Annotated in this window: 15 protein-coding genes; 5 read left to right on the forward strand and 10 right to left on the reverse strand. The window is 39.0% G+C overall.

What is annotated here, in order from left to right; genetic code table 11:
• Positions 1-238 precede the first annotated feature (238 nt).
• The 3 genes from NXS00_RS00080 to mnmE all read right to left on the reverse strand — a co-directional run bounded on the left by NXS00_RS00080 (position 239) and on the right by mnmE (position 3,346).
• Positions 239-1,387: a tyrosine-type recombinase/integrase gene (locus NXS00_RS00080; protein WP_258097060.1), complete on the reverse strand. Its 1,149-nt coding sequence runs from the start codon at positions 1,385-1,387 to the stop codon at positions 239-241.
• Positions 1,384-1,743: a helix-turn-helix domain-containing protein gene (locus tag NXS00_RS00085; RefSeq protein WP_258097061.1), complete on the reverse strand. Its 360-nt coding sequence runs from the start codon at positions 1,741-1,743 to the stop codon at positions 1,384-1,386. Before NXS00_RS00085 ends, NXS00_RS00080 begins: the two co-directional genes overlap by 4 nt.
• Before the next feature lie 244 nt (positions 1,744-1,987).
• Positions 1,988-3,346: a tRNA uridine-5-carboxymethylaminomethyl(34) synthesis GTPase MnmE gene (gene mnmE / locus NXS00_RS00090; protein ID WP_258097062.1), complete on the reverse strand. Its 1,359-nt coding sequence runs from the start codon at positions 3,344-3,346 to the stop codon at positions 1,988-1,990.
• Between the two features lie 120 nt (positions 3,347-3,466).
• Here mnmE and NXS00_RS00095 point away from each other — a divergent pair, with 120 nt between their 5' ends.
• A complete protein-coding gene (locus tag NXS00_RS00095; protein ID WP_258097063.1) occupies positions 3,467-3,904 on the forward strand; it encodes an outer membrane insertion C- signal in 438 nt (145 codons plus the stop codon).
• A 48-nt stretch (positions 3,905-3,952) separates the two neighbouring features.
• On the opposite strand, the gene NXS00_RS00100 is transcribed toward NXS00_RS00095, so the two are convergent.
• From NXS00_RS00100 to NXS00_RS00115, 4 genes are read right to left on the reverse strand one after another with little or no spacing between them, the layout of a single operon-like run.
• Positions 3,953-5,380 carry a nucleoside recognition domain-containing protein gene (locus NXS00_RS00100; protein WP_258097064.1) on the reverse strand — a complete coding sequence of 476 codons (1,428 nt, stop codon included), beginning with the start codon at positions 5,378-5,380 and terminating at the stop codon, positions 3,953-3,955.
• Entirely contained in the window at positions 5,370-6,149 is a 780-nt protein-coding gene (locus NXS00_RS00105; RefSeq protein WP_258097065.1) for a FeoB small GTPase domain-containing protein, read from the reverse strand. The genes NXS00_RS00100 and NXS00_RS00105 overlap by 11 nt, the downstream gene beginning before the upstream one ends.
• Before the next feature lie 2 nt (positions 6,150-6,151).
• A complete protein-coding gene (locus NXS00_RS00110) occupies positions 6,152-7,165 on the reverse strand; it encodes a metal-dependent transcriptional regulator (RefSeq protein ID WP_258097066.1) in 1,014 nt (337 codons plus the stop codon).
• A 4-nt stretch (positions 7,166-7,169) separates the two neighbouring features.
• Complete coding sequence (locus NXS00_RS00115) at positions 7,170-7,835, reverse strand: metal-dependent transcriptional regulator (protein ID WP_373418649.1); 666 nt, start codon at positions 7,833-7,835, stop codon at positions 7,170-7,172.
• A 352-nt stretch (positions 7,836-8,187) separates the two neighbouring features.
• On the opposite strand from NXS00_RS00115, the gene NXS00_RS00120 reads away from it, so the two are divergent.
• The 4 genes from NXS00_RS00120 to lysA are packed head-to-tail and all read left to right on the forward strand — an operon-like array spanning position 8,188 to position 11,649.
• Positions 8,188-9,006, forward strand: a complete 819-nt coding sequence (locus NXS00_RS00120; RefSeq protein ID WP_258097067.1) for a 2,3,4,5-tetrahydropyridine-2,6-dicarboxylate N-succinyltransferase — start codon at positions 8,188-8,190, stop codon at positions 9,004-9,006.
• A gap of 57 nt (positions 9,007-9,063) precedes the next feature.
• A complete protein-coding gene (locus NXS00_RS00125; RefSeq protein ID WP_258097068.1) occupies positions 9,064-9,873 on the forward strand; it encodes a DUF3108 domain-containing protein in 810 nt (269 codons plus the stop codon).
• A gap of 33 nt (positions 9,874-9,906) precedes the next feature.
• A complete protein-coding gene (locus tag NXS00_RS00130; protein WP_258097069.1) occupies positions 9,907-10,503 on the forward strand; it encodes a tetratricopeptide repeat protein in 597 nt (198 codons plus the stop codon).
• 3 nt (positions 10,504-10,506) lie between these two features.
• Positions 10,507-11,649, forward strand: a complete 1,143-nt coding sequence (lysA, locus tag NXS00_RS00135; protein ID WP_258097070.1) for a diaminopimelate decarboxylase — start codon at positions 10,507-10,509, stop codon at positions 11,647-11,649.
• A 7-nt stretch (positions 11,650-11,656) separates the two neighbouring features.
• Here the strand turns inward: lysA and NXS00_RS00140 are convergent, their stop codons facing one another.
• The 3 genes from NXS00_RS00140 to NXS00_RS00150 are packed head-to-tail and all read right to left on the reverse strand — an operon-like array spanning position 11,657 to position 13,835.
• The gene (locus NXS00_RS00140) at positions 11,657-13,081 is read right to left on the reverse strand and encodes a Na+/H+ antiporter NhaC family protein (RefSeq protein ID WP_258097071.1); all 1,425 of its coding nucleotides are present in this window, start codon (positions 13,079-13,081) and stop codon (positions 11,657-11,659) included.
• Positions 13,078-13,632 carry a DUF4136 domain-containing protein gene (locus tag NXS00_RS00145; protein ID WP_258097072.1) on the reverse strand — a complete coding sequence of 185 codons (555 nt, stop codon included), beginning with the start codon at positions 13,630-13,632 and terminating at the stop codon, positions 13,078-13,080. The genes NXS00_RS00140 and NXS00_RS00145 overlap by 4 nt, the downstream gene beginning before the upstream one ends.
• Before the next feature lie 5 nt (positions 13,633-13,637).
• Complete coding sequence (locus NXS00_RS00150; protein WP_258097073.1) at positions 13,638-13,835, reverse strand: hypothetical protein; 198 nt, start codon at positions 13,833-13,835, stop codon at positions 13,638-13,640.
• Positions 13,836-13,928: the final 93 nt, after the last annotated feature.

Consider the following 13,928-nt stretch of genomic DNA (forward strand, 5'->3'; position numbering starts at 1 on the left):
TGCATTAATTTTTAAAACCTAAAAAGTGTATTTCACTTCTGGTAGGGGCTGCCACAATATGTGATTGTATGCTGGTTGAAATGAAATCAATAGGTTGAGTACTAAATTTCTAAAGTATTGAAAATACTTGCCAGCATATTTGCGTTATGAGGAATAAAATTTGATAAATCGGTATTATTTCTTAATTATTAAGCTAATGTTTCTTGAGTGTTAACAGTTTTGTTTGATGGGAAACCTACTATGCAATCCTCATGTCCGGTTTTTTTATTCCTAATTCTGGGATTTTATCAGCTGCTTCTTTTCGACGTTGATCTATCACTTTAGCATAGATCTGGGTAGTCTTGACATTCTTATGATTAAGAAGCTTGGAAACTGTGTATATGTCGGTTCCGAGTGAGAGTTGTAGTGTGGCATAGGTATGCCTGAAACAGTGGAAGGTAATTTTCTTAATGATCCCTGCACGCATTACCCATTCGGAGAGTTTGAGATTAGTCCAGGCGGAATATTTTAAACCTTCAAAAATCTTGAACTCTTTTTCTTTTGGATAGCCAATAATATTGACAGCCTGTTCGGGAATATTGAGGGTTTGGGGCCGATCAGTCTTTTCATGGATAAAGCGGATAAAATAGCCGTTGATTTCTGAGTATTGAATCTCTTTCCAGGTTAACCCGATGAGATCACTCCAGCGGAGACCTGTAAGGGATGAGAAGATAGCTGCTTGCTTTAGAACTGGTAATTCACACTCTGTGGCATAGAGCGCTCTCAGCTCTTCAAGAGTAAGAAACTCCCGCTGTGTTTCTTTCTGGGAAATTCTGTCAATGCGCAGCATGTAGTTTTCCTCAAGGTATCCTTTCTTGAATGCTTCTTCTATTGCTACTGAGAATTTACTGAAGTAGGAAGACTGGCTATTCTGGGAAAGTTTTTTGGCTTTGCTTTTTAGTGTGGTGGTATTTTTTAGAAATTCCTTGAATCCTTCGCAGAAATTCTGATTGATATCTCCTGTATTACATTGTCCATGAGCATATCTCTCTAGGTACTTATAGGCACTGAGCCAGTTGCCATGGTTACCTTCGCTTTCCCATTTCTTGTTTGTCAACTTCTTGAAGAACTGGAGGAAGTCAACTTGTTTGGCTTTTTTGAAGATGAAGTCATAGTTGTTGCGTTGGATATCCAGCTGCCTAGCAGATCGAACGCTCTCAGCTTGTATTTTGGTTTCCTTATTGTGATGTTTCTCTATCTGGCTTTTAGGCTTCTCGTAGATATGCATTCCGAGGAATTCTCTTCGGGTGGACTTCCGAGTTTCCGGATCCACTAAAGGAGGGTAGAAGTCGAGGTATAGGCTGATCATGCCTTTGGATATCTTCTTTTGGCGTAGGGTAACTTTCATGATGCTGTATTAAATAGTTGATCAATATTCTTTCTGGCAATGATGGTGCGTCTTCCAATCTTAGTAGCAGGAATTCGGCCATCTTTAATCATTCGATACAAAGTCATCCTACTAATGCCGAGTAGTTCGCATGTTTCCTGGATATTGAGAAAGTCTTGTTCCTGAATGGCTTTGATAGGTGCTGACTTAATAGCTAAAGTCTCCTGGTTAGATTGATCAACTTTCTCTTCTTTCTTGCGCAGCTTGTATGCTCTCTTGGCGCAAATGTCACTGCAATACTTGGTTACGGTAGTTCGTGCTGTGAATTCATTGCCGCAATGTTGACAGATTCTCTGGATGTAAATATTAGAACTCATATTATCTCTCTATAAGCTTTACTAAAGGAGAGTATCAATATGTATCTTAATGTATCATTATGTAACATGATTTCTCCGCTTTTGTACCTTATATAAAGATAAACAATTAGGTACAAATTAGATACAAAAGGCTACTAAAAATCGAGAATATGAGCTAAATAAAAACAGGCTAAAAACATCAATAAATGATTATATAGGCTGTTATTTAGGTTTGTTTAGAGGTGTTTATGAGTTGTTTGGAAAGTTACTTGCCGATACAGAACTTGCTGAAGATGTTGTCAAGCAAATCATCTGTGGTGATCTCACCAGTGAGTTCACCTAGGTGATGAAGGGCGTTTCTGATGTCCATAGCTACAAAGTCATTGGTTACCTGATGGTCAATACCCGTAATAACTCTATCCAGAGCGTCATTGGTTTGCACTAAGCTCTCATAGTGTCTCAAGTTAGTAACGATGGTATTCCCAGTTTTGAAACTGTCGAGAGAAACCAGTTCTTTCAAGGCATCTTTTAGGTTTTCTAGGTTTTCTTTTTGGCTAGCTGAGATGAACAGAGCCTTTTCCTTTGCCAGTGCCTCTTTTAATTCCGGTTGAGCTTGATCCATTTTATTGCCAATCAGCAAGTAGGGGACTTCTAACTCGTGCAAATAGGCTAGTTGTGTTTCTATGTCGTGTAAATCATCATTGATCATGTCAATCAAATAGATGATGACAGAAGCATCTTTCATTTTAGCATAGGTTCGTTCCACACCAATTGCTTCCACTTTGTCTTCTGTAGTTCGGATTCCCGCAGTATCCGTAAATCGGAAAGCAATGCCATCTACATTAATCACATCTTCTATAACATCTCTTGTTGTACCCGGTATGTCTGATACAATAGCTTTCTCTTCGTTCAAAAGCGCATTGAGTAGAGTAGACTTCCCAGCGTTTGGTTTTCCGGCAATGACTGTTGGAATACCGTTCTTAATGGCATTGCCAAGCGTAAAGCTTTCGGTAAGTCGTGTGATCAACGTTTTGAGTTTGAAGATGAGCTGCTTTAGGTCGTCTCTACTAGCAAACTCCACATCTTCTTCAGCAAAATCCAGTTCTAATTCGATCATCGAAGCAAAGTGGATCAACTCCTCTCTTAATCGTTTAATTTCTTGAGAAAATCCACCACGCATCTGGTTCATTGCCGCTGAGTGCATGGATTCATTTTCTGATGCGATCAAGTCTGCAACTGCTTCGGCTTGTGCAAGATCGAATCGTCCATTGATGAATGCTCTTTGGGTAAATTCTCCAGGCTTAGCCAATCTGGCACCTTTTCTAAGGAGTAGTTTAATGAGTTGTTGGATGATGAATTGACTCCCGTGACAAGAGATTTCAATGACATCTTCTTTAGTATATGAATTTGGACCTTTGAATATGGAAATCAATACTTCATCTACGATGGTTTCTCCATCACGAATGGTTCCTAAGTGAATGGTATGGCTAGCTACAGATGTTAAGTCTTTTCCTTTGAAAACGGAATTAACAATTTCAATGGTTTTGACACCAGAAACTCTAATTACTCCAATCGCTCCGACACCTGGAGGTGTTGCCAATGCTACAATCGTATCCAAATTCATGCGGCAAAGTTAGAGCATCATTAACAAGGTTAAAACTTATGTGACCATTTGCTAGTTAGTAGGTCAAAATTGATCGAATCAATTTAGATTAGTAGCTAAATATTAATAACCAGAATGTTTATGAAAAAAGTATTACTTATCACTGTATTTGCCTTAGGTATTGTTGGCTTTTCGAATGCACAAGAACTTGGTATTCGTTTCGGGGATGTAACTGGAGGTGATGTTGCTGTAGACGCTTTGTTTTCTACCAGTAAGAATAGCGTTATTCATGCAGATGCGTCATTTGGACATGGCGGTCTAGGTCTGGATGTGTTGTGGGATTTTTTGTATCGTCCATTGGGTGATTTGCCACTAAACTGGTATGCAGGTGTAGGTCCAAGTGTTTTTATTGGAGATAATCCTACGGTTGCAGGAATGGCCGAATTGGGTTTGTCACACAAGATTAAGGATATTCCATTATCAATCAGTGGAGATTGGAGGCCAGCATTGATACTTGTAGAAACCACCGATATGTACTTTGGGTATTTCGGACTCAATGTCCGTTATGTCTTCAAGTAAGTATTAGAACGAATCAAAAAAGGCAGCCGATCGGCTGCCTTTTTTTTGTTACATCAAAATACGATAAAGCTGAGCGACAAGAAAACAAACCACTATACCCATAATGATTGGTAGAATAGTGGCTACGCTTGTCCATTTCCAGCTTTTAGTCTCTTTGTATATGGTGAAAATGGTCGTGCTACATGGATTATGCAGTAAACTAAACAGCATCAGGTTGATTCCCGTTAAGAGCGTCCAACCACCAGTTTGAAGTATCTCCGCAGTTTGTGTTTCTGAGTCTAGATCAAACATGACTCCATCACCGGCGCCAAAATTGGAAATGCCAAAATGTGCTACTGTCAGCATCAAAACCGTTGGAATAACAATTTCATTAGCTGGGATGGCAACTACGTAAGCCAAAAGAATGACTCCATTCAGGCCAATTAAGAATCCAAACTCATCTAGAAAGTTGATGCTGTAGTAAGCAATTGAATGGCCTGAAATGTCAATATTAGAGATTAACCAAATGACTGCACCTGCGGGAGCTGCAAAAACAATCGCTCTCCATAGCACGATGATTGTTCGATCAATTAATGAAGTATAAATGGTCTTCCAAAATCGAGGTGGTCTGTAAGGTGGAAGCTCTAGGGTAAATGTTGATACTTCGCCTTTCAGCATAGTTCTAGATAGAAACCAGGATGTGAAAAAGGTAAAGAATATTCCAAGGAAGGCTATTCCAATCACAGCAGTTGTAGAGACTAGTCCAGACCAACCAGCTGGAACCAAAGCACCAATGAAAATGGTAGCAATTAGGATTTGAGTTGGCCAACGGCCGTTACACAAAGAGAAGTTGTTAGTGATTATAGCGATTAATCGCTCGCGTGGGCTGTCAATGATTCTTGTTGCGACTACTCCGGCTGCATTACAACCCCAACCCATACTCATTGTTAGTGCCTGCTTGCCATGCGCACCGCTTTTCTTGAATAATCCATCAAGGTTGAAAGCAACACGTGGTAAATAACCAAAATCCTCCAATAAAGTGAATAGTGGAAAGAAAATAGCCATAGGAGGGAGCATTACCGCAATTACCCAGGCTACAGCCATATAAATGCCATCTAGTAGTAATCCGTCTATCCACCACACAATACCCAGTTGGCTAGAGAGGTCTTTTAGAAATGGATAAACTGTTCCCAAAAGTAGGCTATCCAGCATACTGGATGGATAGTTGGCTCCTTGAATGGTTAACCATAGTATGATGGATAAAATCAGTCCCATGATCGGAAACCCAAATGTTCTACTAGTCAGTACTTTATCCAGCATTCGGTCAAAATTGTAGGATGCTGAATTGTCTTTGCGAATCTCTGCTCTTTGCGTTATTGAAGCCGCATCCGCATAAATACCTTCGGTTAATTTATCATGGTAGTCACTACCTATTTTCCAACGGAGTTCCGAAGCCTGACTTATCAACTCATCTATTTGTCCACTTTTATTGTCCATTGCCACTACTTATAAAGTCTCCACTCTTTATTGCACTCAATATTTGTTGATCACCATCTAACAATCTCATAGCAATCCACCGGGTGTTCGGAAGTTCAGGGTACAAACCATTTATTTTTTTGCTCAGCGACTGAACTGCTTGCTCCACTTTTTTAGGAAGGCTTTTAATACGGTGAGGTTTACAAACTATTTCTCCAGATGCTACTTGTGAGATTGTTTGAATAAGTTCTGGAATACCTTCATTGGATCTGGCACTGGTTACAACCACCGGAATGCCCAGATCTTTGGCTAAAGTTCTGTCATCAATCTCAATACCATGACGTTTGGCCTCATCCATCAAGTTTAGACAAAGCACCGCCTTATCGGTAATTTCTAGCACTTGAAGAACCAGGTTTAAATTACGTTCCAAACGTGATGCATCGGCTACTACCACGGTCACATCAGGTCTTCCAAATAAAATGGTATTTCTTGCCACTTCTTCATCTTCGGATGTCGAGAGAAGAGAGTAGGTCCCAGGAAGGTCAATTAGTTTATAGCGTTTGTCATTGTACTTAAATCCTCCTTCAGCTCTTGTGACAGTCTTGCCTGCCCAGTTGCCAGTATGTTGTCTTAAGCCTGTAAGTGCATTGAAAACAGTACTTTTCCCAGTATTAGGATTACCTGCTAAAGCAATCACATAATCGGCGTTTTCAACACTAATGCCTAATTTTTTGAGTTCTGCAGCGTTGTAAAATGCACAGTCTTCGCACCCTTTATTTACTTCTTCCATGCTTAACTCGTTTTTTCTATTAATATCAAATCAGCTTGATCATTTCTCAAAGCAATCAGCGTATTTCTTATTTTGAAAGCTTTAGGTTCTTTGGTTGGGCCTTCCATTTCGGTTTCAATCAAAGTCCCTTTAATAAACCCAAAATCCAGTAGTCTTCGCCTATTGGCGCCACGGCATTCAGATGAAATGCCAATCACCTTGGCTTTTTCTCCGACTCCAAGAGAAGAGAGCCTGATAGTTTCCGCTTCCGATATTTCTTCCGCATTCAATTCTTTCACTCCAATGTTGCTAGCTACAATTGTTGATAGTTTGTATTCTTCTCCTTCAGATAGAAACTTCACAAATTGGTCATCTGAATGGGTGATTTTAAGCTGTTGACCCATGTGCAGTTTTTGATCGATTATTTGTTGGTAGATAGCATCAGGCTCATCTTCGATGTGTGTAATTCTTACAGTGGCATCTGGTTTTACGTGAGAAAGCGTTTCTTCATTGGATTCAATGATTTCTCCTGTGGACATTGGGATAGGATCACCATGAGGGTCAAAACGAGGACTTCCTAATGATTTATAAAGCTCATCAGCTTCTTTGCTGGATAGATTATGTTCCATCTTTTCCGCTAGTCCATGCCATTCTGATTTGTGAATACCTGTTTTTTCAGACAAGTACTTCTCCCATAGTCTGTGAACCCTGATGATCCTAAGTGCGTAATCTCTTCCGGATTCAGAAAGTTCTATAGTGTCAGAACTTCTGCGGATCAAACCCAAGAGGCTCATCTCTTCGATTAGTTCTACTAGTTTGCTGTGGGTCAGCTTAAGTGCTCCAGCCATAGCATTGAGCGTAGCAGTTTTGCCACTGTACTCTACGTGATAGAGCTGTTTCAAAATGTCTTCAATAGCAGTTTTGCGTCTGGTTTCGGGACTGACAAATATTTTAGACCACTTCATTTTGATACCTACAAAAATAAGTAGCACTAATCCAAAAAAGAGACCCAATAAAAGATATGGATTGTCTATCATCTTATCATTCTTTAATTGCTAACATGATATTCTTTGCGATCTCACCCGATAAATAAAGCTCCTTCGATTGATCTATACTTATCAAAGCAGAATTATCAAATTCCACTTTCTCAATAACACGTATTCTAGATCCTAGTTTCATTCCGATTTTATCCAGGTGACGTAGGAGTGAAGGGTCACTATCTGGAACCTTCACTACGATGCCTATAGTGTTTTCAGAAAATTCAGATAATGGCAGTTGAGGACTCTCTTTGATCTCTCCATTTTCATCGGGAATAGGGTCGCCATGAGGATCCATGGTTGGAAACCCTAGATACTCATCCAACCTGGAGATTAAAGTGGTTGATTTAATATGCTCTAATTGCTCAGCTACATCATGTACTTCATCCCAGTTGAATGATAACTTTTCTACAAGGAAGACTTCCCAAAGGCGATGTTTTCTAATGATCTGAAGAGCAATTTTTCTTCCTGCTTCAGTGATTTGAACTCCCTTATATTTCTGATAATCGATCACTTTCTTTTTCGAGAGTTTTCGAATCATGTCACTGACTGATGCCGCTTTGGTGCTTAATTCTTCAGCAATAGCATTAGTACTAACACCTTCAGCTGAATCATCAGAGAGATGGTAGATCGCTTTAAGATAATTCTCCTCTGTCAAGCTTAATTTCATAATATCAAAGTTAAAAAATAATTTAGATATATCTAAAAATAAGTTTATGCTTAAGTTTTGAGTATTGCATAAGCTATTATCAATGAGTGGTTTAGTTGAGATCTATTAAACTTTCACTCAATAATGTGATTAATTGAAATTTGATAGTCTACTCAATCAATTACTTTTCCTGTTTCGCTATTTCAAATTTGTGAAAAACACATTTTTGCTAATGAAGAAAGGTTTTTAATTAGTGTAGCGAAAATGAAAAATGAAATTATTCCTCTAAAAAGTGGTCTATTTTTTTTGGCATCTGGCAATGCTGATTAATATTGCTGAGAATAAAAGATTGAATTAAGATTTAGATAGACATATGGATTTAAAGGAAATCATAGAAGGAGCTTGGGAAGATCGCTCGTTGATCGAAGAAAAGGAAGTAGCAGTTGCTATCAAAACATTGATTGATGATTTGGATATGGGTAAGCGCAGAATAGCTGAACCTGCTGCTGATGGATCTGGATGGGTCGTAAACGAGTGGATGAAAAAAGCGGTAATCCTTTATTTTCCTTTGATGAAAATGCAATTGATAGAGGTAGGTCCTTTTCAGTGGCATGATAAAATCAAATTAAAATCAGGCTACGACCAGTTAGGAGTTAGAGTGGTTCCTCATGCTATTGCTCGCTATGGATCATACATCAGTGCCGGAACTGTGTTAATGCCGTCTTATGTGAACATCGGAGCATATGTAGATGCTGGCACTATGGTGGATACCTGGGCAACTGTTGGTAGTTGTGCTCAAATTGGTAAGAACGTCCACTTAAGTGGTGGTGTAGGTGTTGGTGGAGTTTTAGAGCCAGTTCAAGCGGCTCCAGTAATTATAGAAGACAATGCCTTCCTTGGTTCTAGATGTATTGTAGTTGAAGGTGTTCGTGTAGGAAAAGAAGCTGTGCTTGGTGCAAATGTTGTACTTACAGCAAGCTCCAAAATTATTGATGTAACTGGACCTGAACCTGTAGAATACAAAGGATATGTGCCTGAGCGTTCTGTGGTCATCCCAGGAACAATGCCGAAGCAGTTCCCAGCTGGTGAATATCAAGTTCCTTGTGCATTGATTATCGGAAAGAGAAAAGAGAGCACTGATAAGAAGACTTCTTTGAATAGTGCACTTAGAGAGAATAATGTAGCTGTTTAATTCGTTGTTGGCATGTAAGTTGTTTAGCCCTAAATGATGAGCCAACAGCACAGGTATATGTTGAATATCTCTTTAATCTTAGCGTTCCTGGTGGGAATTGCTCAGAACCCCGATAATTCTACCATTGAAACTCCAAAAGATGTTTTCAATTTCAAAAATGGTGAGCATCTCGATTTCAAATTGAGTTATGGTTGGTTCACTGTGGGCAAGGCTTCACTGGATATTGATCAAACTTTTCATGACTACAAAGATCAGCGTTGCTATAAAGTAGATGTGAAAGGTGAGACCGCAGGCCTCCTTGGCGTCTTCACGCATGTGGATGATCGCTGGGGCGCTTATGTGCGAAATGATAATTTACTACCGTTGCATGCTTATCGAAACATTGAGGAAGGTAAGTACATGCGGGTAGAGAAAACAGATTTCTATCACGAGCAAGGCAGGGTTGAGGTGACGAGATATGACCCTCGTAAAGACAAGAGAAAACCTGCGAAGGAATATGGTATCAAAGGCGAGGTGTATGATTTGATGAGCTCATATCTTTATTTACGAAACTTAGATTTTAGTAAGTATGGAAAAGGGGATACCATCAAAGTGAATACCTTCTATGAGGACACACTGTATAATTTCAATATGGTGATGAGAGGTATAGAGACTTTTGATAGTAAGGTAGGAGATCTGAAGGCATATAAATTGAATTTTTTGATTCCTCCAAGTGAGATTTTCCCAAATGAGGATGGAATCGTTGCATGGATATCGGCTGATTCCAATCAGCTACCATTAAGAATTGAGGCGGAAATGTTTTTTGGTACGGCATATTGTGACTTAACGTCGTATAGAAATATAAAGTACGGGCCGGATTATCAATAGCCGGGACTATATTTGCGCCCTAAAGGACTAAATATGAGATTATACGTACTGGCGATAGTCATAGTGAGTTTGTGTTGGAGTTGTGGAGGAAGCGAGAACCAAAGTGAAGGGGATCGTCTTTTCAAAGAAGGACAATACGAAAAAGCTGTCGCTGCATTTAATGAGAAACTAGATACACATCCCTCAGATATAACTCTATTGTATAATAGAGGCAGAGCTTTCGAAGAACTAGGTAAGTATAAGGAGGCAGAAGCTGACTTTGTGAAAATCACAGAGTTGGATAATAAAAATCTAAATGCTTATTTGAGTCTTTCTCAATTGAATTACAAGAAAGGTGCCCATAACAAGGCGTTGATTTTCGCTGATAAAGCATTAGAAATAAATGACAACTCAGCAGAAGGGCATTTCCTTGCTGCCAGGGCAAAACATCAACTTGGGTATATGGACAAGGCGCTCGAGTCTTATAGCCTGGCAATCAATATTAACAAAGATTATGGCGAGGCGTACTTTTACAGAGCAGCGATTAAGATTGGTAAGAATCAATCCAAATCAGCATGTTCAGATATCGCGAAAGCTGTAAACCTGGGAGTTCCTGAAGCAAGCAAAGCACAAACGAAATACTGCAAATAAGCATTGAAAGAATTACTTACTCGTTTTTCAGAATTAGAGACACCATTCTATTGGTATGATCTTCAATTGTTAGATGATACGTTAGCTGCGTTGAACAAGGCAAATACAGAAGATTATCATGTACATTATGCGCTGAAAGCCAATAACAATCCTAAAATTCTTGAGCGTATCAGGAAAGCAGGACTGGGGATTGATTGCGTAAGTGGTGGAGAGGTTAAACATGCTCTTGAGCAAGGTTTTGATCCTTCTCATATTGTTCTGGCTGGAGTAGGTAAAACCGATCAGGAAATAGCTTATGCTATTGATCAAAATATTTTCTCATTCAATGTAGAGTCAATCGAGGAGTTGGTGGTGATCAATGAGATCGCTCAATCAAAAGGCAAACGACCGAATATCTCTATTCGAATCAATCCTGCAATTGATGCGGGAACGCATCATAAAATTACGACCGGAACCAAAGAGAATAAGTTTGGTATCTCTGATGAGGATCTATTTGCTTCGGTTGATCTGATCAAGTCATTAAAGAATATACACTTTATCGGTGTGCATTATCACATTGGTTCTCAGATTACGGATTTGACCAGATTTAAGAATTTGGCCATCAGGATTAATGAGATTCAGCAAGGATTAATTGATAAAGGGATTGAACTTCCTCATTTGAATGTAGGAGGTGGTCTTGGAATCGATTACTTGAACCCTGATGGAAATGCAATACCTGACTTTGAGCACTATTTTAAAGTTTTTAGAGATAATTTGAAATTATTGGAAGGTCAGGAACTTCACTTTGAATTAGGTAGATCCATTGTCGGTCAGTGTGGTAGTTTGATTACAAAAGTTCTCTACGTTAAGAAAAGTGGACAAACCAACTTCTTAATTGTGGATGCAGGAATGACGGATCTCATGCGGCCAGCTCTATATGACGCGCAGCATTTGGCTCAGAATATATCAAGCGATTCTGAAACACAAGTTTCTTATGATGTAGTAGGCCCTGTTTGTGAGTCATCAGATGTTTTCAATAAAGGGTTAGTTCTTCCTGAGTCGAAGAGAGGTGATTTGATTGCTATACGTTCTGCAGGAGCTTATGGCGAAACCATGAAAAACGAATACAATCTCAGACCACTTGCTCAGGGATATTACTCTGAGTGACCCCTTCTTACATTACAAATCCAACTATTAAGTAAAATAGCGTAGCTAGACCTCCAGTTACTAATGCGTATGGTAGTTGCGTTCTTACGTGATCGATATGATCTGAACCTGATGCCATGGAAGAAATCAAAGTGGTATCTGATATTGGTGAACAGTGGTCACCAAATACACCGCCTCCAAGTACTGCAGCAATTGCTACATACATGTTGAGATCAATGGCCTGCGCTAGTGGAACGGCAATGGAAATCATGATAGCAAAAGTCCCCCAGGAAGTTCCCGTACTAAACGCAATAAAGCAGCTGGTAAGGAATATGATGGCTGGAGCAAGAGAAGGAGATAGCCATTCTTGAGTGATAGAGGCCACATAAAGACCAGTTCCAAGTTCTTTACAGAGGTTCCCAATAGCAAAGGCAAGCATCATCAGTATGGCCATGGAAATCATGTCTTTCATTCCATTGATACTTTCGTCTACAAAACTTTTTAGATTCAATACTTTTTGAATGCCAAAATAGACTCCAGCAAAAACAACCGCTAATGTAACCGAATACAATACAGCAGAAGATCCTGAAGCATTGCCAATTGCCGCCCACATCTTAGCACCGAACGATTCATCTAGCGATGAATCCCACCCAGTGTATAATAAGAATAAAGGCATAGAGACAATCATCACAGCAAGAGGTAAAAGCATGTTTCTTGCTTTTCCTGCTGTTAATTCTGTATGATTACTCTTTTCAATTGAAGGAGATTCTGCGATTGATTTGTTGTCGAACTCTTTCATAGGCCCAAAGCTCTTTCCTGATTTAGCTAGATAAAAAACCAAACCTAATGTGAGTAATGGATAGAAGTTGAAAGGAATTGAATAGAGTAATGTCTGAAAAGGAGGAATGTTGTCATACATTGCCAGCAATCCTATAATATAAGCGCCCCATGCGTTCAATGGAAATAAGATACAAGAGGGAGCTGAACTACTATCTGCCAGATAAGCAAGTTTCTGACGTGAGATTCCAAATTTGTCAAACAGTGATTGAAATACAGTTCCAACAGTTAGAATGGAGATGTTCGATTCGATAAAAATGAAGAATCCCGTAAGGCCTGCAGCAATTTGAAGTTTAGATTTTGGATTTTTACTTTTAAGTATGCTGTTCTGAATTTTAGCTACAAACCCATTGATTCCTCCTGAAATTTTAATAAGCTGAATTAAAGAACCTATAAGTAGTGTGAATAAAATGGTACGTGTATTTCCGCCACTTTTAAAGACATCCACGGTTTTTTCTAGAGTGACTAAAACTCCTTCGAATAAATTTCCACCGGAAATAATGATATATCCAATGAACAAGCCAATAAACAAGGAAACAATAACTTCTTTAGTTCGGATAGCTAGGATAATGGCAATAAGTGGCGGGAGGAGTGATAAGAAACCAAAGTCTGTCATTCAACAATAAGTGATTCGTCGGTTGAGTTAGTTTTTGCTCGATAAAGGTAGGTATTGAAAAGCTTTACGATCGCATTATTCAGTATTTGTTCCGTAGAATTTTTCTTGGAAGCCTTGTCTAGGTCTAGACTTGCTTGCCACACGAGCTTTTTTGTTTCCGTATCGAATAGCTCTATAAGTAATGCTGACTCTTGGAAAGTGGTGACAGAATATGTTGGAAAGGGACGATAATAACTGTAAGGGTTATAGTAGGAGGAGTTTACTTCACTCTTTTGATTACGGATTAGCTCATATCTAATCACAAGGTCAGGGTCTTTTTGATTTAAGAGGTAATCTCTTTTAGTCATTTGCTCAGAAATCATATCCTCTATGAATGAAAAAACCTCTTCTCCTTCAGGAGAGAGGTCTTTAGTCTTTTTATAATTGACAATTCCGAAATCCTCATAAGATGAGAATGTAGAATTTGAATTGGCAAAATGAATAACTTTAGAAGAGCAACCTCCCAGGATCAATAACAATGTTCCTAATGAGAGTATTGGATTGTATTTCATCTAAATCAGCCTGTCATTCCAAATTCCCTTACCGTATTGAGAGAATTCAAAATTTTATCAATCAGTTTGTCAGATTCTTCAGGAAACTCATATAATATATCAAAGCGGTCACCATTGGAACTTGCCTGAAGTAGTGCTTCATACTCCTTCATTGTACCTTTCTGGTAAGCGTTCAAGTCCGGGTTATACCAAATAAATTGCATGCTAATTTAGAGTCAAAAATGGGTTGTGGGTCAAATTTCTATGAATATTCTCCCATAAATACAATTATACGAAGAAAAGTAACCTCATCGAAA

The sequence above is a fragment of the Marinoscillum pacificum genome, from assembly GCF_024714495.1.
Taxonomy (GTDB): domain Bacteria; phylum Bacteroidota; class Bacteroidia; order Cytophagales; family Cyclobacteriaceae; genus Marinoscillum; species Marinoscillum pacificum.